Source organism: Leifsonia sp. Y878 (assembly GCF_057669685.1).
Map to the genome: position 1 here is coordinate 107,757 of NZ_JBYHFS010000001.1, position 17,399 is coordinate 125,155.

Below are 17,399 nucleotides of genomic sequence, written 5' to 3' on the forward strand. Positions count from 1 at the left end.
CCAGAGCTAGACGGTCACGGTCAGGGGAGCGGCGGCATCCGCTGCCCACTCGTTGAGCGAGCCGTCGTAGATAGCGACGTTCTGCTGCCCGGCACGCACCAGCGCGAAGGCGCTCGACGCCGCAGCGATGCCGCCCCCGCAATACGTCACGAATCGAGGTGCGCTGACGAATGGGGCGAGCTTGGCATCCAAGGCATCACCCTGGAGAAACGCATTGGTCTCGCGGTCGACCAATCGGCTCGCCGGAACACTCACGCTCCCCGGGATGTGCCCGGCCCGCGGACGCGAGCTCACTTCGCCGGAGAACTCGGTCGGAGGTGCAGAACAGACGAGCGCGGCATCCGTTTCACCGGCCACCACGGACTCGACGTATGCCTTGTCGACCCAGAGGCCGTCGCGTTCGACGGCCGTGAAGCGGGAGGCCGAGCCGGCGACGCTTCGGGGCTCAACGAAGCCGGTTTCGGTGGCGCGTTCCTCTGCCGTCCACTTCGTGTAGCCGCCGTCGAGCACGGCCACGTTGTCGTAGCCGAAGGCGCGAAACAGCCACCAGATCCGCGCGGCCCAGTGCCCCACCGACGTGTCGTAGACCACGACGGATGTCGCATTGTCGATTCCAACGGATGCCGCCGCCTGCTCGAATAGCTCGGCATTCGGCCGCGCGAAACCGAATTCGCCGGCCGGATCGGAGAACACCTCCAGCAGGTCGGCGAAGACCGCGCCTGGAATGTGACCCTCGACCAGATACTGGTCGAGACCGCTCAGCCAGCGCGATCCGCCGCTCGGCGCCTTGGTGAGCAACACGGTGGCGTCGAGCACGACGAGGTCGTTCTCACCGAGGTGGTCAGCCAGCCACTGTGTTGTAACAAGCGGCGTAGAAACAAGCTGCGTAGAAACAAGCTGCGTGGAATCGAGCGGGGCGGATGCGGCGGAAGCTGTCATGCGGCAACGCTAGGCCCGGGGCGCGGAATCCGCCCCTCCGGGTGAAACAAGGGGTAATGCGGCGCGAGAATCAGTACGTGGTTAGCGCTTGGTGGTCCAGTCCAGGTTGATGACCTGGTTGATGTAGATCTCCTCGCCGAGGCCGGGCACCGACGGGTTCATGTGCAGCAGCTGCTGCACGGGAACGTCGAACCGCTGCGCAATGTCGAAGAATGAGTCACCGCTGACCACCGTGTAGGTCAGCAGGTTGCCGGAGCCGTCGGTGGTCGTCGATCCGGTCGCCCCTGGAATCGAGCCGAGCTCAACGGCCGGTCCTGGTTCAACGAGCGGCGCAGGCGCGTTCGGCACGACTTCACCGAGCGGCGGGTTCGGCACGAGCTCTGGTTCTTCGACGGGCGCCGGTTCGGCGGTGGGCACGGGGGCCGCTGTCGGGGTGGGGCTCGGGGTCTTCGTCGGGGTCGGCTTCGGTGCCATCGTCATGGTCTCTGTCACGACCGGTTCAGGGGCGCTTGCGCAGCCGACGAGTGTGAGCAGAAGAACGGATGCTGCGCCCGCCACAACGGTGCGGCGCAGGTTAGTCGTGCTGAAAATAGTGATCCCCCGGTTGTTCCGCTGCTGAGAACATCGCTGAATATGTCTCTGACCTGCGGATCGTCCCGCGGTGCAGCGTGTGATCATCCTAGGCGGATTCCCGCGCGTACCGCTGCCCCCAAAACTGGACAGCAGTGACAGCGCGGTGACAGCACCGTGACAGCGCCATGAAAGTCGCCGCGACCAGCATGGTGCCTATGACAACCACAACCACCTCAGACTGGGCCGTCGAAGCCCACGGACTCGTCAAGACGTTCGGCGCGAACCGCGCGGTCGACGGGATCGACCTCAACGTTCGCACGGGTACCGTCTACGGAGTGCTCGGCCCCAACGGTGCCGGAAAGACCACCACCATCCGCATGCTCGCAACCCTGCTCCGACCGGATGCCGGCGAAGCCCGAGTCTTCGGCCACGACGTACAGCGGGAAGCGCAGATCGTTCGCCAGCTGATCGGTGTCACCGGCCAGTACGCGTCCGTCGACGAGAACCTCAGCGCCACCGAGAACCTCGTGCTCTTCTCCCGCCTGCATGGCCTTGGCCGCGCTGCCGCCCGAAAGAAGTCGGCAGACCTGCTCGACGAATTCGGGCTCACCGAAGCATCCAAGCGCCCCCTCAAGAACTTCTCCGGCGGTATGCGCCGACGCCTCGACCTCGCTGCCAGCCTCATCTCGCAACCGCCCCTCATCTTCCTCGATGAGCCGACCACCGGCCTCGACCCGCGCACCCGCGCCCAGATGTGGGACACCATCCGCCGTCTGGTCGCGACAGGGTCGACGGTGATGCTCACCACCCAGTACCTCGACGAAGCCGACCAACTTGCCGACCGCATCGCGGTGATCGACCGCGGAATCGTGGTTGCAGAGGGAACGGCCGACGAGCTGAAGGCATCCGTTGGCGAAGCCTCGCTGCAGGTGACCCTCGTCGACCAGACGGATGCCGATGACGCGTTGCGCGCCATCCACTCACTCCTCGGCGTCCCCGGCACCGTTTCGCCAGAGCGCTCCCGCATCAACGTGCCGATCAATAACCCAGACCGCGTCACCGAACTGCTCGTGGTGTTGCGTGAGGCCGGCATCCGCTTGACCGAATTCTCGCTGCAGAAGCCAACCCTCGACGAGGTGTTCCTCACGCTCACCGGCCACGGCGTCGCCGAGGAGACCGATACCACCGCGGCCACCGCCGCCTCCTCCACTGACACCGACTCCACCCCCGAAAGGATCAGCGCATGAGCGCCACCATCATCGCCCCAGGGGCAACGCGCACCCTGGGCAATCGCGTCAGCCTCGAGCAGACCATGCGCAACTCCTTCACGATGGCCTGGCGCGGCCTGCTGAAGATCAAGCGCACGCCAGAGCAGCTGTTCGATGTGACTCTGCAGCCGATCATCTTCACGCTGATGTTCACGTACATCTTCGGCGGGGCGATCTCCGGGGATGTGGCGAGCTACCTGCCGGTGATCATCCCCGGCATCCTGGTGCAAACGGTCATCACAACGTCGGTCGTCACCGGGGTGCAGCTACGGGAGGACATGGACAAGGGCGTGTTCGACAGGTTCAAATCGCTGCCGATCGCCCGCATCGCACCACTGGCCGGTGCGCTGCTGGCCGACACCGTACGCTACGCCATCGCGTCAACGCTCACCTTCACCATGGGATACATCATGGGCTTCCGCCCGGAAGCCGGACTTGGCGGCGTGATCCTCGCGATCCTGCTGGTGATCGTGTCAGCATGGGCGATCAGCTGGGTCTTCGCCTTCTTCGGTGTCATTGCCCGCAGCGCGAGCAGCGTGCAGGGCATCTCGATGATCGTGCTGTTCCCTCTGACGTTCCTCTCGAACGCCTTCGTACCGGTCGACACCATGCCGAGCTGGCTGCAGGGCTTTGTGAACGCGAACCCGGTATCGCACCTGGTCACCGCCGTGCGTGAGCTGACAGTCTCTGGCACCTTCGGAGTGGATGCCGCGCTCGCGCTGGCCGGCGCGGCCGTCATCGTTCTGGTGTTCGCACCCCTGACGGTCCGGGCTTACATGCGCAGGGCCTAAAACGGCGCGGGGCGCCGTTTTCGGCCCTGCGAAAGGCGGCAGCCCTCACTCAGGAATCCTGCGATACCCAATCGCTTCCCGTGAGCCGCACCCAAGCCGAGCCCGCCTCTCCGTCCTGGAGAGGCGGGCTGCGTACGCGTTGCGGGTTGGGCACCTGGTTCGCGATGTCGCGAAAACCGGAAACGTTGCCGCAGAGAGCGCGATCCGTCCTGTATTCGGTGACATCTGCTCGATTCATCCTGTATTCGCTACAGGTTGGGGCTGCGCCGCCTCACCCCAGAAGCACAGGACGGGCCAACAAGTCGTGCGCGCGGTGGGCGCGCTCATCGAGCGAGAGCGCGGCAGCGGCTGCCCGCAGGTCTGCAATCCGTTCCGCCGAATGCTGTGCTGATGCCCGGGTAATGTGGGCATCCAGATGCAGCACGGGCAGGTCTTGCCTGCCATGAATGGCCTCGGCCAGTACGAGCAGCTCCAGTCCGATCTCGGCCATGGCCGGCACCGTCAAAGCCCAGACGGCGTAGCCAATCGCCGCGGTGCCAAGCACGGGCTTGTCGACCAACCCGGGCCTGGCCCTCTGCGCGCCGAGCGTGCGGGCGCGCAGCACCCTGGCGAGTGCCGCGATCTTCTCCGGTTCGCCCGTGCCATCGCCCACCCAGGCAGTGATCAGACCGGCCAACAGCATGGTGAACCACGGCGATGTGCGCTCCCGGCCGGTGACATGCATCTGAACCGCCGTGTCGTACAACTCGGCTCCCTCATCGAAGCGGCCGAGTGCCCTGGCGATCTCGGCGTGCCCCGCCATCGTCACCGAGCGAACGTCCAGTCCATTAGGCGTCGGGGAGGCGTTGCTGCTGAATCCGTCGAAGACGGCCCTGGCCTCGTCGAGCTTGCCGATCGAAATGAGATTGGTGCCCTTGATCCACAGCAGTTGCCTGACGTCTTCGTCAGCGCCGAGCGCACCCAGACCCGCAGTCGCGCGATCAATCCAGCTGAGGGCATCCGTCGGCTGGTTGTTCTGGCTTGCGAGTTGCCCCATCAGCATCGCCGACGTGGATGCGATCCAGACATCGCCTCGCTCCGTCGCCACCTGCCAGGCTCTGGCGCCGAGTCGTTGGGCCAGCTCCAGATCGCCGTCATTCTCCGCGAGCTGGACGCCGATCAGGTGGCCGATCAGGGTGGTCGATGGATCGCTGGAGCGCTGCATCGCGGCGAGTTCGGCATCGGCACTCTGTCGGTTGGAGCTGTGCAACAGGAATCGGGCAAGAGCGCCAAGCCTCGGAGAGACCGGATGTCCACGGGCCGCCAGCTTCCGCAGCGCGCTAATGGCGACGGCGGCGTTACGAATGCGGCTGCTGTCGAACAGCAGAATGGTGCTGACAAGAAGTGCGGAGGCCAGTGTTGACTCCGCGTGGACGGCATCCGGTTCGTAGCCGCGCATGACACGCAGCACACTCGGGGCGAATGCCGCGACTTCACTGTGCGTCCCGCGTATATTCCAGTAGAACCCGATCACGGCGAACACGCTCGCCACGACATCCGGCCGACCTGCGGCAACCGATTGCCGCAGTGTCCAGAGCAGCGAGTCATGCTCGATGCGAATCTGCACGTACTGTTCCAGCTGAGTGTGGCCATCCAGTCGAGGGAATGCGGCGAGCGAGAACGACTCCGCCCAGTCGAAGATTGCCAGCTGTGCTGCCTGTTCTTCACCGGACCGACCGAGTTCGCGTAGACCGAATTCCCGTACCGTCTCCAGCATCCGATAGCGGAGCTGCCCGGTCGTTTGGTCTTCGTACACCCCCAGCAGCGATTGTGTCACCAGCGCATCAAGGATGTCGAGAATGGCGGCGGGGCTGTCGGGCAGAGTGCCGAGCAGCGCGACGCGGCGAGCAGCCGCTTCGCCGAAACCGTCTGGAAACAGCGAGAGCCGCCGGAGAGCCGCCTGTTCCCCGGGGGAGAGCAGGTTCCAACTCCATTCGATGACCGCCTGCAGGGTGCGATGACGCTCTGCCGCAGCACGGTCGCCGCCGACGAGGAGCGCGAACCGGTCCTCAAGGCGGCGTTCGATTTCTTCGACCGACATGGACCGTGCCCGGGCAGCGGCCAACTCGATGGCGAGAGGCAGGCCATCGAGGCGGGTGCAGAGCCGCGCGATGGTGTCGAGGGGAAGGGCGACGCCAGGGCGAGCTGCGCGGGCGCGCTCGCAAAACAGGCGCACGGCAGGGCCCAGACTCGAGGCGTCATCCGTGCCTTCTGCGCTGCTGGCGAGCGGCTCCAGCGGATAGACCCGTTCGCTGCCGATGGCAAGCGGGCTGCGGCTGGTCGCGATCACGTGCACTGTTGACGTGCTCGCCAGGATGTCAGCCACCCAGCGTGCGGCGCCATCGATGACATGCTCACAGTTGTCGACGACAAGCAGGGTGTCGCGTTCGCTGAGCTGCCGCAGAATGAGCGAACGAAGATCGTTCATGGGGGCATCCGCGAGCCGCTGTCCTGGCACCCGCTCACTGATCCCGAGCGTGGAGGCAAGTGCCAAGGTGACGTCGTCGTCGGTGCCGATGCTCGCCAACTCGACGACGATCACAGCAGAGGCCGACGATCTGCGCGCCAGCTCCTGAGCGAGCCGAGTCTTGCCGAGTCCGCCAGCGCCCAGAATCGTGACGAGTCGTGAATCCTTGAGTGCGACCTCGATAAGACGGATGTCCCCCTCGCGTCCGACAAGCTGGTTCGGCGGGTTGCGGAGCCCGATCAATACCTGGGGTGTCGGTACCTGGGGTGTCGGCGCTTCGTGTATCGGGACTGACGCTGGCGAAGGTTCCTGCGTCGCGACGTCACCGTCGTCCTTCAGCAAGCGCGTATTGAGCGACACCAGTGCGGCTGTGGGGGAGCTGCCGAGTTCGTCACGCAGCCGGGACCGGAATTCGCTGAACGCACGCAGCGCATCGCCAGGGCGTCCGAGTCTGGCGAGCGCGCGCATCCGCTCGTGGGTAACGCTTTCGTCGAAGGGGGAATCCTCTGACAGGACATTCCAGACGGCGAGGGATGCATTGTCGTTGCCGAGCGCGGCAAGGAGCGAAGCGCGCGCGCGAGTGAGTGAGCGATGGAGGTCGAGTACGGGTGTCGACATGCCGCTCGGCTCTGCGCGCCACAGTGCGAGAGCCTGCTCGACCAGCATTAGGGCGCCGGTCGGGTCAGCGGATGTCAGCGAATCAGCGCGGTCGCGGCGTGCACGAGCGAGGTCAAGGTCGATGGCGCCTGGGGGAACAGCCAAGCGATAGCCATTCTCGGTCGAGACGATCAGGCCCTCTGCGGCCACAGCGCGCAGCCGCGAGACAAGTGTCTGCAGGGCAGCCCGCGCGTTGACAGGCGCTTCGTCTGCCCACAGCTCATCGATCAGGGCCGCACTGGAGAGAGCATGCGTGCGAGAGAGCGCGAGCGCCTGCACAAGGGCACTGCTGCGCGCGCCATGAGGGGGAACGAGCACACCGCGACGATCTTCGACCAGGACGGGGCCGAGAATCGCGACCCGAACGTGCGCCTCGTCAGAAGAATCCACTCTGCTGATCCTAGCGAGCCCTGCCATCGGCACCCGTGGGCAGCGCGGCAGCAATCCGCCCGAGCTGCAGACGGATGAAATCCAGCACCTCAGGCGAACCGCCCACGGTGTACTCCACCCCGGCGGGTATCCACAGCAAGGCGCCGGCCAGTGCGGCAGGGGAGTCCCCGGTGAGCGGCCAGAGCGTGTGGTCGGCGTCCTGCGCGACGGTGTCTCGACCCCACCAGCCCAGGGTCGCGCGGGCCTCGGCCAGCGGCATCCGCAGTGTGATGGTGAGCTGGTATGACGTCTCGCGCCAGCTCACCGCAGCGGCAACCAGCGCGGCGGCGCCCGCAGCGCTGAGGTCGCGCACCGGGAAGAGCACCCGCGTCTGTAACAGCCTGCTGATCCGGTCAATGCGGAAGGTGCGCCAGTTGGCCCGATCCCTGTCCCAGGCGACGAGGTACCACCGGCGGCCCTGCGGCACGAGCATGTGCGGTTCGGTGCTTCGCACGGTCTCGGCACCTGTGGCATCCGTGTAGGCGAAGCGCAGGCGCTCGCCGTCGCGGCAGCTCAGCGCGAGTTGGGCCAGCAAGTCGGCGTCGACGATCGGCCCCGGCGCGGGCGATGGCGTGAGCGTTGCGTGCGACTGCAGGGCGTCGATGCGCCGCTTCAGGGCAGGCGGGAGCACCTGCTCGAGCTTGGCCAGCGCACTCAGCGTGGTGTGTTCGGCGCCGCGGAGGGTGGCCGTTGCCTGCGACCGGAGTCCGATCGCGATGGCCACGCCCTCGTCGTCGGTGAGGAGCAGGGGCGGCATCCCGGTGCCCGCTCCCAGTCGATACCCGCCGATGGGGCCGCGGGCGGCATCGATCTGGTAGCCCAGCTCACGCAGGCGGTCGATATCGCGGCGCACGGTGCGCTCTGTGACGCTGAGTCGATCGGCCAATTCGCTGCATGACCAATGCCGGTGGCTCTGCAGCAGCGACAGCAGATCGAGGGCGCGCGACGTCGTATCGGACATGTTCCCAGTATCTCGATTATTAGGACAAGAGGTGTCCTATAGCGTTTTTAGTCTGTCGCTATGACTACTCACACCAGCTCATCACCATTGATCAGGGCACGAGGCCTCGGCAAGTCGTTCGCGGTAAAAGGGGCCACGGTCAACGCTGTGCATTCCCTCGACCTCGACGTCCAGCGCGGCGAACTCGTTGCATTTCTCGGACCGAACGGTGCCGGCAAATCCACCACGATTCGCCTGCTGACCACGCTGCTTGCGGCGACGGCGGGGGAGGCGACAGTGGTTGGCTGCGACATCCGTCAGAACCCGGCCGGCGTGCGCAGGCGCATCGGCTACGTCGGACAGGGCGCGTCGGGCGGCCACACCCAGCGGGTGCGCGACGAGCTCCTGAGCCAGGGTGCCTTCTATGGAATCGGGCGCGCAGAGACCAGGGCGCGGGCCGATGAGCTCATTGGCTCCCTCGACCTCGAGGCCATCGCCACTCGCCAGGTGCAGTCGCTGTCTGGCGGCCAGAAGCGACGCGTCGATATCGCGCTCGGCCTCATCCACCGGCCAGAGCTGCTCTTCCTCGACGAACCGTCGACCGGCCTCGACCCGCAGAGCAGGGCCAATCTCTGGCAGCACATCACCGACCTGCGCGACCGGTTCGGCACCACAATCTTCCTCACCACGCACTACCTCGATGAGGCCGACCAGCTGGCCGAACGCGTCATGGTCATGGACAACGGCACCGTCATCGCCGACGACACAGCCCCGGCGCTGAAGGCAAACGTCGCCAGCGACACCATCACCCTGAGCTTCACTACTCCAGCGGATGCCGCCACCGCGGCCACGCAGATCGGCGGACAGGTCGCGGGCACCGTTGTCACGGTGGCTGCGCAGCACGGCGATAGGGAGGTGCCGCGCCTCGTGCGTGCGCTCGACACCGCGAAGATCCCACTCGTGGGCGTGACCCATCGGCAGCCGACGCTCGACGACGTGTTCCTCGCGCTAACCGGGCGCAGCCTCCGCGAGGAGGGGCACGCCGCCCAGGGAGCGGATGGCCAGAGCAGCGATGACAGCCAGAGCAGCGATGACAGCCGGAGCAGCGATGACAGCCGGAGCAGCGATGACAGCCGGAGCAGCGATGACAGCCGGAGCAGCCAGACCCGCTCAGAAACCAGCACATCAAAGACACCACAGGAGGCACGCTCATGAGCACCATCACCGACACCACGCCTGGCCGGCGCACGGCCGACACCGCTGCCGCTGCCGCTGCCGCTCGCAGCAACGTCGCGGTCGACACCTGGAACGTGCTCGTGCGGGAACTGCGTCCCGTCTGGCGTGACCCGTTCAGCGCGCTGTTCAGCCTCGTCCAGCCATTGGTGTTCCTCGGCCTGTTCGGGCCACTGCTCGTCGCATCGTCAGGCTTGCCGGCCGGGGAGACCCTGCAGTGGTTCGTGCCGGGCATCCTGGTCATGGTTGCCCTGTTCGGAACGGCGAGCACCGGCGCCAACCTGCTGGCCGAGATGCAGACGGGGTCGCACGAACGCACCCTCGTCGCACCGCTGTCGCGGAGCTCTTTGCTCATCGGTCGCGCCCTGAAAGAAGTGGTGCCGCTCACCGTGCAGGGGCTGCTGATCTGCCTGGTGTCGTTGCCGTTTGGCTTCACGGTGAGCGTGCCGGGGCTGCTCATCGGCTTCATCCTGTTGGCGATCTTCGGCATCGGCTTCGGCGCATTGAGCTACGCGGTGGCGCTGGCGTGCCGCTCGCGTGACTGGATGTTCTGGGTCATCCACCAGACGGTCATCTTCCCGTTGATGATTCTCTCCGGCATGCTGCTGCCGCTGGAGAACGGTCCGGCCTGGATGAAGTTGGTCGCCTCCGTGAACCCGCTGAGCTATGTCGTGCAGGCCGAACGCGACCTGTTCGCCGGCGACCTGGCCACGGCAGCGGTGGCTGGTGGATTCGTGGCAGCGATCATCACGGCGATCCTCGGCCTCTGGGTGGGCATCAGAGGAATGCGCAGGGCGTAGTGCGCCACACCGTTGGTTGAGGAGGCCGCCAGGCCGTCTCGAAACCCCTGCAGGCCGGTCTCCTGACGCACGATGTCAGAGATCGGCTCGCGGGATTTCGAGACACTCGCTGGCGCTCGTTCCTCGATCAGCGGGGTCGCTAGCGGATCGTCTTCCGCGCCGTGATCTGCCCGGTGTCGAAGCCGAGCAGGTGCAGCCCGCCGTTGAACCGGGCGTGTTCGATCTTGATGCAGCGGTCCATGACCACGTTCAGCCCCTTGGACTCGCCGTACTCGGCGGCATCCTGGTTCCAGATTCCCAGCTGCACCCAGATGGTGGGGGCGCCGATGGCCACGACATCGTCGATGACGGCGGGGATGTCGCTGCCGCGGCGGAAGACATCCACGATGTCGGGCACTTCGGGCAACGAGGCGAGGTCTGGGTACGCCTTCTCGCCGAGGATGGTCTCGGCGTTCGGGTTGACGAAGTACACCCGGTAGTCGCTCGACTGCTGCAGGTAGGTGCCGACGAAGTAGCTGGAGCGGGCCGGATTCGGCGAGGCGCCCACGATGGCCACCGACTTCGCCTCGCGGAGCAGCTTCAGGCGGGCCTTCGCATCAGGACCGACCCAGGTGCGCTGGGAGCGCAGCAGCTTGGCCAGCGGCGAATCGGCCGGAACGTCACAACTCAAGCCATTGGCCAGCTGGACGGTCTGGGATTCTGCAGTCTCTATCACGCTCATTTGGTGCCTCCCGCTGCCTTCGCAAGCCCCTGATCCAGATCGTAGATGATGTCGTCGACATCTTCGATGCCCACGCTCAAACGCACGAGCCCCGGCAGCACTCCGGCGTCGATGAGCTGCTGCTCGCTCAGCTGCGCGTGCGTCGTCGACGCGGGGTGGATAACGAGGGTCTTCGCATCGCCGATGTTGGCGAGGTGGCTGGCCAGGTTGAGGGATTCGATGAAGGTGCGGCCGGCATCCCTGCCACCCTTCACGCCGAAGCTGAAGACAGAGCCAGGTCCCTTCGGCAGGTACTTGAGCCCGCGTTCATAGTGCGGGTGGGTCGGCAGGCCGGCCCAGTTGACGTAGTCGACGCGCGGGTCGGCATCCAGCCACTCTGCGACGATGCGTGCGTTGTTGACGTGTGCCTGCATCCGGTATGGCAGCGTCTCGACGCCCTGCGCGAGCAGGAAGGCGGAGTGCGGGGCCAGCGAAGGGCCGATGTCGCGCAGCTGCTCAGCGCGGAGGCGCGTGAGGAAGGCGTACTCGCCGAAGTTGCCAGACCACTGCAGGCCGCCATAGCTGGGCACCGGCTCGCCGAACAGTGGGAATTTGTCGCTGTGCCAGTTGAAACGGCCGCTCTCGACGACGACGCCACCGAGCGTCGTGCCGTGCCCGCCGAGGAACTTCGTGGCCGAGTGGATGACGATGTCTGCGCCCCACTCGATGGGCCGGGTGAGGTACGGGGTGGCGACGGTGGAGTCGATGATGAGGGGGATGCCGGCCGCATGGGCGACAGCGGCCAGGCCCTCGATGTCAGCGACATCGCCAGACGGGTTCGCCACCGTCTCGGCGAAGATCAACTTCGTCTTGTCGGTGATCGCCGCGGCGTAGTCGGCCGGGTCAGAGCCCTGCACGAACGTGGTGTCGACACCGAAGCGGCGGAGCGTCACGTCGAGCTGGGTGATCGACCCGCCGTAGAGGTTCGCCGAGGAGACGATGTGGTCCCCAGTGCCGACGAGGCTGGCGAAGGTGATGTACTGCGCAGAGAGTCCGCTGGCCGTCGCGACGGCGCCGAGTCCGCCCTCCAGACTGGCGATGCGCTCCTCGAACGCTGCCACCGTCGGGTTGGCCAGCCGCGAGTACACGTTGCCGTACTTCTGCAGGGCGAAGCGCGCCGCGGCATCCGCTGTGTCGTCAAAGACGTATGCACTCGTTTGGTAAATCGGCAGCGCGCGGGCTCCGGTTACCGGGTCTGGAATGTTGCCAGCGTGAATTGCACGCGTGGTGAAGCCGTACTCGCGATCTGCCATGGCCTCACGCTAGTGCTGCCACGCCGCAGCCGGGCGGCGAGCGTGTAACAGAGTGCAATCCGCCGCGACCCTGGGGTAGCCAGTGTCAAGCGGATGCGCGGGGTACGGCAATATGGAGAGCATGGTCACACAGGTGGAAACGGTCGTCGTCGGTGGGGGAGCCATGGGCTCCGCAACAGCGTGGCAGCTCGCCAGGCGCGGGCGATCCGTCACGCTGCTCGAGCGATTCGGGCCAGGACACCTGAACGGCGCCTCGCACGGCGCCTCGCGAAACTTCAACACGGCCTATGCCGACCCCAGCTACGTCGCGATGCTCGCTGAGGCACTGCCGCTCTGGCGCGACCTTGAAGCGGAGACCGGCTCGCACGTCTTTGACCAGGTCGGCATCGTGAACCACGGCCGCAACCCCGCGTTCGATGATGTGGCGGAGGCGCTCGCCGGGATCGGCTTTGGAGCTGAATTTCTCACGCCGGATGCTGCGGAGGAGCGCTGGCCAGGCATCCGCTTCGATGGTCGGGTGCTCTACACGCCGGATGCCGGCCGCCTGAACGCCGACGCCGCCGTGGCGGCCATGCAGCAGGCAGCGCGCGCAAATGGTGCCGACGTGCGCCACGATGCCCGCGTGCTCAGCATCGAGGTGCTCGGCGATGACGAGGTGCGCGTGACGGTCGAGGGCACGGATGGTGCCGCGCCAGAGACGATCGTCGCCAAGCGCGTCGTCGTCACGGCCGGCGCCTGGACGAACAAGTTGCTTGGTGAGAACCTGCTCGGCGGCATTCCGTTGCCGCGCCTCGTCGTCACGCAGGAGCAGCCGGCGCACTTCGCCCTTCGCGATCAGTCAGCGGATGCCGCCGCGCGCGCCGCCCTCGACTGGCCAGGTTTCAATCACGCCATCGACCCGTCGAACCCCGGCTACTGGTACTCAGCGGTGTATGGCATGTACACGCCTGGCCAGGGCGTCAAAGCGGGCTGGCACGGTGTCGGCCCTGTCGCCGACCCCGATGCGCGCACCTTCCTGCCTGAGCCCGCCCAACTCGCGGCATTGCAGCGTTATGTGCGCGACTGGCTGCCTGGCGCCGACGCCGATGTGCTCGAACCCGTGAGCTGCACGTACACCACGACCGCAGACGAGAACTTCATCCTCGATCGTGTCGGCCCTGTCGTGGTCGGTGCGGGCTTCAGCGGCCACGGCTTCAAGTTCACCCCGTCCGTCGGGCGTATCCTGGCCGACCTGGCAACGGATGCCGCGCCACCCGCTTCCGCCGGCGCCAACCTCGACCTCTCGATCTTCGCGCTGTCGCGCTGAGCTGGGTCAGGCGCGCGCTGGCACAATCCCGGCGCTGGCAGCCGCCCGCGTTGACGCGGCGATGGGCCGGCGCAGGAGGGTGACCGCGACGAGCACTTCCCAGAGGACGATCGGGTAGACCGAGCCCCGTTCAATCGCACCGGAGGGCAGGGCGGAGTTGAACGTGGACAACAACACCACAGTCGCCACCAGCCCGACTACACCGGCGATGATGCTGAGGACACCGAGGGTCCGGGTGTCCGGAGTTTTCCGCCAGTGCAGCCCGAGGACGAGCGCCAGCGTGTTCGCTCCGAGGATTGCAAGGGTGGCGCCGGTGAAATGTAGCCACAGGGTGCCGTTCTGCTGTGCCTGTAGGGAGCCATGGAAGGTGCCGACCAGAACGTACCCGAGAGTGACGACGCCCGCCATGACGGCGGTGAATCGGCGAGAGCGACCGGACACCGTACGAGACAGCAGCACAATAGCCAGACCCAGCAGAAGCCCCTGGATGATGAAGCCCGCGTTCATGACCGCGTGCAGCGGCGAATCCAGTTCCCGCCCTTGGAAGACGCCTTTCGAGGCGGATCCGAGGTCGCTGATCCAGTTCTGGGCGTAACTGTACGTCGGCGACTTCCAGGCAGCTGCGGCGATGGCTTCGGCCGCGAGATATATGGCCGAACCGACGAGTAAAGCGCCGGCGGAAACAACACGGAGGACGTTCATGAGAACCTTTTTCCTTGAGTGACTGACTGAACAATCACAATTTGGGATGAGACGGGGTGTTGAAGGATGACTGAAAGGGGGCTGGGGTTTAGAGGTGTCGGATGCCGTGCGTGAGTGCTTTGGCCCACGGTGAGTCGATGCCGGTGAGGTCGGCCTGGACGATGAGGTGGCAGAGCTGCCCGTAGGCGATGAATCGTTGCACGTCGGCGTCGGTGATGCCCGGGATGGCTGCGACGACGTGGGTGACGGTGGCAAGGCCGCGTTGGACGGCGTCTCGGACCTCGGGGATGTCGCACGCGCTTTGTGCGTGCACCTGTAGGGCGATGAGATCCCGGTCGGCGATCAATTCGATGTACGCCGCCGTCATCGCTTCGGCAACGTCTGCTGGGTTCGTCGAGGAGGTGTTCTTTCCCCCAGCTTGAAGGGCTGCGGCGACCTGGTCGTAGCAACTGTCGATGGCATCGATGAACAGTTCTTGTTTGCCGCCGAAGAGGCGGAAGACGTAGGCGGGAGATACTTTTGCTTCGGCGGCGACGTCGGTGATCGGCGTGGAGTGGTAGCCGGCTTTGGCGAAGACATGGACGGCATGCCCCAGGATCCGGGGTCGTTGCTCCTCCGCGGTAGATCGACCGCTGCCAGATGCCTGCGTTGAAGCCATGTGACTGATTGAACACTAACTACCCGGTTGTGTCAAACGGATCTCGAAACAGACCCAGACGTCACCTGCCTCGTCGAGCTCCACAGCCCACCCGACCCCTGTCTCCTGTCGGCGGCCAGCGCTACCCTGATCGTGACCAACGACAAGGACGACGTTCAAGAGATGACGTTCGACAGGGGAAAGCCGATGACCGAGATCCCTCCACGTACCTACCCGCCAGGGGTCACCTCCTGGATCGACACCGATCAACCAGACCCTGATGCAGCAGCGCGGTTCTACGGCGCCCTGTTCGGTTGGACATTCTCGAACGCGATGCCGCCAGCAGCCCAGTCCGTCTACCTCATCGCGCAGCATGACGGCACGGACGCCGCAGCCATCGCGACGGGCGTTGGCGTCGCAGTCTGGAACACCTACATCGCCACCGATGACGCAGAGGAGACAGCGGTCGCGATCACAGCCGCGGGCGGCACGGTGCTGCACGGCCCGGAGGACGTCGCCCAGGCGGGCCGCATGGCACTCTGCGCCGATCCGCAGGGCGCTCAGTTTCGGCTGTGGCAGGCGAACCGTCGCCTCGGCGCGCAGGCGGTCAACGGGCCTGGTTCGTGGAACTTCAGCGACCTGCGCACCACAGACGAGCACGCCGCCAAGGCGTTCTACACGACGGTCTTCGGCTGGACCTACCTCGACTTCGGCCAGACGGTCGAGGCAATGATCGCGGTCGATGGCTACGGCGAGTACCTCGCAGCGACATCCGACCCTGAGATCTTTGAACGCCAGGTGGGGGCGCCGGCGGGATTCGCCGATGTCATCGGTGCGATCGAGCAGGTGCCAGACGCTGGTGCTGCCGGCGCGACTGCAGGCGCAGAGAACGCGCACTGGCGGGTGAAGTTCAGCGTTGCCGACCGGGCAGCGAGCCTCGATCTTGTCCGAGAATTGGGTGGCACGGTGCTCGGCACCGAAGATCAGGTGTGGGCATTGCTCGCCGATATCCGCGACCCGCAGGGCGCCGAATTCACCATCAGTCAGTTCCGCCGGCCGGAGGAACCCAGCTAGCACTGCACAGTGCCCTCATACTGCACAGTGCCCTCATACTGCACAGTGCCTGCACAGCCCCTCCCGCTACTCTGGACACAGGTCGCGCAGCCGCGACCCCGGACGACGGATCAGTACCCGGAACGCGACAAGACTGGCCACGGGAGTGACTAATGTCGTGGATCATCCTTATTGTGTCCGGCGTGCTCGAAGCCGTCTGGGCAACAGCCCTCGGTAAATCCGACGGCTTCACCAAGCTTTGGCCATCCGTCATCTTCGGTGTGGCGCTCGTCGCCAGCATGGGCGGACTCGCCTGGGCCATGCGCGATATCTCCACCGGCACCGCCTATGGCGTCTGGGTGGGAATCGGCGCAGCGCTCACCGTGACCTACGCCATGATCTTCGGCGGCGAACCGGCCTCACTCATCAAGGTGCTGCTGATCCTGGGCCTGATCGGCTGCGTCATCGGCCTGAAGCTGGTCGACGGCGGCCACTGAAGCAACTGTCAGCCCAGCTGCACCGCACCATAGGCGAGCGCCGCGATTATGGCCCACGAGAGCAGGCCGACCAGCAACGCGCGCCAACCGGTGCGCACCAACGAGCCGAGACGTACCGCAGAGCCAAGGCCGAACAACGCCATCGCGAGCAGCGCGGTCTGCAGGGTATCGGCCGCGTCCAATACAATCTCCGGCACCGGAAGCAGGGTGCGTACGAGCACGGCGGCGATGAAGCCGGCCACGAACAGCGGCACGATCGGCGGACGCGTCGGCGCCGCATCCGCTGCAGTGATGGTGCCGTTGCCCACCAGCACAGCATGCTTCCGACGTTCGACGACGGATGCCACAGCCACGATCGGCGCCAGCATCAGCACGCGGGTGAGCTTGACGACGATTGCGACGGCCAGCGCCGCAGACCCGGCGATCTGGGCAGTGGCAACGACCTGGCCGACGTCGTGCACGCCGGCCCCGACCCAGTGGCCGAATTGCAGTGTGCTCAGGCCGAGCGGATGCCAGAGCAGCGGCAGCACGCCGATCGCCAGCGTGCCGCACAGGGTGACGAGGGCGACCGGCGTGGCGGTCTCCTCATCCTTTGCCTTCACGACGCCGCTCATAGCGCCGATTGCTGACGCGCCGCAGATGGAGAAGCCGGTGGCGATGAGCAGCGGCTGATGCCCGGGGAGAGCGAACCAGCGGCCGAGCCCGTAGGTGCCTGCGAAGGTGATGAGCACGATGGCAATGGTGGTGGCGACAGCCACCCAGCCCAGGCTGGCGATGTCGAAGAGGCTGAGCTTTAGCCCGAGCAGCACGATGCCGATTCTCATCATGCGCTTGGAAGCCAGTGAGAGGCCGGGAGCCAGCACGCCCGTCACGGCGGGCCGAGCCGCCGGGATCTGGGCGACGATGATGCCGAGAGCCACCGCGGCCGTCAGCAGCGGTACAGCAGGAAAGAGCAGGTGGATTCCCCAGGCGACGAGTGCAGCTCCGGCCGCGACACCAACGCCAGGAAGCCACATGACTTCCACCTTACGGTGTCGTCGTGTGGCTTCCTGCGC

The 17,399-nt window shown here is 66.0% G+C and carries 16 protein-coding genes and 1 riboswitch; of the genes, 7 read left to right on the forward strand and 9 right to left on the reverse strand.

Annotation, left to right across the window (positions count from 1 at the left end):
• Positions 1 to 6 precede the first annotated feature (6 nt).
• Both AC25Y4_RS00455 and AC25Y4_RS00460 read right to left on the reverse strand, forming a co-directional pair.
• Complete coding sequence (locus tag AC25Y4_RS00455) at positions 7 to 939, reverse strand: sulfurtransferase (protein WP_488118406.1); 933 nt, start codon at positions 937 to 939, stop codon at positions 7 to 9.
• An 81-nt stretch (positions 940 to 1,020) separates the two neighbouring features.
• Positions 1,021 to 1,497 carry a LysM peptidoglycan-binding domain-containing protein gene (locus AC25Y4_RS00460; RefSeq protein WP_488118407.1) on the reverse strand — a complete coding sequence of 159 codons (477 nt, stop codon included), beginning with the start codon at positions 1,495 to 1,497 and terminating at the stop codon, positions 1,021 to 1,023.
• Positions 1,498 to 1,727: 230 nt separating this feature from the next.
• Here AC25Y4_RS00460 and AC25Y4_RS00465 point away from each other — a divergent pair, with 230 nt between their 5' ends.
• A complete protein-coding gene (locus tag AC25Y4_RS00465; RefSeq protein WP_488118408.1) occupies positions 1,728 to 2,759 on the forward strand; it encodes an ATP-binding cassette domain-containing protein in 1,032 nt (343 codons plus the stop codon).
• Positions 2,756 to 3,571, forward strand: a complete 816-nt coding sequence (locus AC25Y4_RS00470) for an ABC transporter permease (protein WP_488118409.1) — start codon at positions 2,756 to 2,758, stop codon at positions 3,569 to 3,571. Before AC25Y4_RS00465 ends, AC25Y4_RS00470 begins: the two co-directional genes overlap by 4 nt.
• A 271-nt stretch (positions 3,572 to 3,842) precedes the next feature.
• Here the strand turns inward: AC25Y4_RS00470 and AC25Y4_RS00475 are convergent, their stop codons facing one another.
• Both AC25Y4_RS00475 and AC25Y4_RS00480 read right to left on the reverse strand, forming a co-directional pair.
• Positions 3,843 to 7,124: an ATP-binding protein gene (locus AC25Y4_RS00475; RefSeq protein ID WP_488118410.1), complete on the reverse strand. Its 3,282-nt coding sequence runs from the start codon at positions 7,122 to 7,124 to the stop codon at positions 3,843 to 3,845.
• 10 nt (positions 7,125 to 7,134) lie between these two features.
• On the reverse strand, positions 7,135 to 8,124 hold the full coding sequence (locus AC25Y4_RS00480; protein ID WP_488118411.1) for a helix-turn-helix transcriptional regulator: 990 nt from the start codon (positions 8,122 to 8,124) through the stop codon (positions 7,135 to 7,137).
• A gap of 60 nt (positions 8,125 to 8,184) precedes the next feature.
• Between AC25Y4_RS00480 and AC25Y4_RS00485 the strand changes: the two genes are divergently transcribed.
• Both AC25Y4_RS00485 and AC25Y4_RS00490 read left to right on the forward strand, forming a co-directional pair.
• Positions 8,185 to 9,318 (forward strand): ATP-binding cassette domain-containing protein, encoded by a 1,134-nt coding sequence (locus AC25Y4_RS00485; RefSeq protein ID WP_488118412.1) that lies wholly within the window; start codon positions 8,185 to 8,187, stop codon positions 9,316 to 9,318.
• Complete coding sequence (locus tag AC25Y4_RS00490) at positions 9,315 to 10,136, forward strand: ABC transporter permease (RefSeq protein WP_488118413.1); 822 nt, start codon at positions 9,315 to 9,317, stop codon at positions 10,134 to 10,136. Before AC25Y4_RS00485 ends, AC25Y4_RS00490 begins: the two co-directional genes overlap by 4 nt.
• Positions 10,137 to 10,275: 139 nt before the next feature.
• Here AC25Y4_RS00490 and AC25Y4_RS00495 read toward each other — a convergent pair whose 3' ends face one another.
• Together AC25Y4_RS00495 and AC25Y4_RS00500 are read right to left on the reverse strand one after the other, a co-directional pair.
• Positions 10,276 to 10,848, reverse strand: coding sequence for a CoA-binding protein (locus tag AC25Y4_RS00495; RefSeq protein WP_488119496.1), 573 nt, complete (start codon positions 10,846 to 10,848; stop codon positions 10,276 to 10,278).
• A gap of 5 nt (positions 10,849 to 10,853) precedes the next feature.
• A complete protein-coding gene (locus tag AC25Y4_RS00500) occupies positions 10,854 to 12,149 on the reverse strand; it encodes an O-acetylhomoserine aminocarboxypropyltransferase/cysteine synthase family protein (RefSeq protein ID WP_488118414.1) in 1,296 nt (431 codons plus the stop codon).
• Between the two features lie 121 nt (positions 12,150 to 12,270).
• On the opposite strand from AC25Y4_RS00500, the gene AC25Y4_RS00505 reads away from it, so the two are divergent.
• Entirely contained in the window at positions 12,271 to 13,455 is a 1,185-nt protein-coding gene (locus AC25Y4_RS00505) for an FAD-dependent oxidoreductase (RefSeq protein WP_488118415.1), read from the forward strand.
• 6 nt (positions 13,456 to 13,461) lie between these two features.
• Here the strand turns inward: AC25Y4_RS00505 and AC25Y4_RS00510 are convergent, their stop codons facing one another.
• Together AC25Y4_RS00510 and AC25Y4_RS00515 are read right to left on the reverse strand one after the other, a co-directional pair.
• The gene (locus tag AC25Y4_RS00510) at positions 13,462 to 14,157 is read right to left on the reverse strand and encodes a DUF998 domain-containing protein (RefSeq protein WP_488118416.1); all 696 of its coding nucleotides are present in this window, start codon (positions 14,155 to 14,157) and stop codon (positions 13,462 to 13,464) included.
• Between the two features lie 88 nt (positions 14,158 to 14,245).
• Positions 14,246 to 14,815 (reverse strand): TetR/AcrR family transcriptional regulator, encoded by a 570-nt coding sequence (locus AC25Y4_RS00515; protein WP_488118417.1) that lies wholly within the window; start codon positions 14,813 to 14,815, stop codon positions 14,246 to 14,248.
• Positions 14,816 to 14,947: 132 nt separating this feature from the next.
• Here AC25Y4_RS00515 and AC25Y4_RS00520 point away from each other — a divergent pair, with 132 nt between their 5' ends.
• Together AC25Y4_RS00520 and AC25Y4_RS00525 are read left to right on the forward strand one after the other, a co-directional pair.
• Positions 14,948 to 15,868: a VOC family protein gene (locus AC25Y4_RS00520; RefSeq protein ID WP_488118418.1), complete on the forward strand. Its 921-nt coding sequence runs from the start codon at positions 14,948 to 14,950 to the stop codon at positions 15,866 to 15,868.
• Positions 15,869 to 15,945: 77 nt separating this feature from the next.
• A riboswitch (guanidine-III (ykkC-III) riboswitch) is annotated at positions 15,946 to 16,010 on the forward strand.
• Between the two features lie 10 nt (positions 16,011 to 16,020).
• Positions 16,021 to 16,344: a DMT family transporter gene (locus AC25Y4_RS00525; RefSeq protein ID WP_488118419.1), complete on the forward strand. Its 324-nt coding sequence runs from the start codon at positions 16,021 to 16,023 to the stop codon at positions 16,342 to 16,344.
• An 8-nt stretch (positions 16,345 to 16,352) separates the two neighbouring features.
• Here the strand turns inward: AC25Y4_RS00525 and AC25Y4_RS00530 are convergent, their stop codons facing one another.
• Complete coding sequence (locus tag AC25Y4_RS00530) at positions 16,353 to 17,360, reverse strand: YeiH family protein (protein ID WP_488118420.1); 1,008 nt, start codon at positions 17,358 to 17,360, stop codon at positions 16,353 to 16,355.
• Positions 17,361 to 17,399 lie beyond the last annotated feature (39 nt).

What these genes read in the sequence shown, in the direction of transcription:
- AC25Y4_RS00505 (WP_488118415.1), top strand. Translation starts at nt 12,271, where the DNA reads ATGGTCACACAGGTGGAAACGGTCGTCGTCGGTGGGGGAGCCATGGGC.
- AC25Y4_RS00465 (WP_488118408.1), top strand. Translation starts at nt 1,728, where the DNA reads ATGACAACCACAACCACCTCAGACTGGGCCGTCGAAGCCCACGGACTC.
- AC25Y4_RS00485 (WP_488118412.1), top strand. Translation starts at nt 8,185, where the DNA reads ATGACTACTCACACCAGCTCATCACCATTGATCAGGGCACGAGGCCTC.
- AC25Y4_RS00515 (WP_488118417.1), bottom strand. Translation starts at nt 14,815, where the DNA reads ATGGCTTCAACGCAGGCATCTGGCAGCGGTCGATCTACCGCGGAGGAG.
- AC25Y4_RS00480 (WP_488118411.1), bottom strand. Translation starts at nt 8,124, where the DNA reads ATGTCCGATACGACGTCGCGCGCCCTCGATCTGCTGTCGCTGCTGCAG.
- AC25Y4_RS00490 (WP_488118413.1), top strand. Translation starts at nt 9,315, where the DNA reads ATGAGCACCATCACCGACACCACGCCTGGCCGGCGCACGGCCGACACC.
- AC25Y4_RS00510 (WP_488118416.1), bottom strand. Translation starts at nt 14,157, where the DNA reads ATGAACGTCCTCCGTGTTGTTTCCGCCGGCGCTTTACTCGTCGGTTCG.
- AC25Y4_RS00500 (WP_488118414.1), bottom strand. Translation starts at nt 12,149, where the DNA reads ATGGCAGATCGCGAGTACGGCTTCACCACGCGTGCAATTCACGCTGGC.
- AC25Y4_RS00455 (WP_488118406.1), bottom strand. Translation starts at nt 939, where the DNA reads ATGACAGCTTCCGCCGCATCCGCCCCGCTCGATTCCACGCAGCTTGTT.
- AC25Y4_RS00530 (WP_488118420.1), bottom strand. Translation starts at nt 17,360, where the DNA reads ATGTGGCTTCCTGGCGTTGGTGTCGCGGCCGGAGCTGCACTCGTCGCC.
- AC25Y4_RS00525 (WP_488118419.1), top strand. Translation starts at nt 16,021, where the DNA reads ATGTCGTGGATCATCCTTATTGTGTCCGGCGTGCTCGAAGCCGTCTGG.
- AC25Y4_RS00470 (WP_488118409.1), top strand. Translation starts at nt 2,756, where the DNA reads ATGAGCGCCACCATCATCGCCCCAGGGGCAACGCGCACCCTGGGCAAT.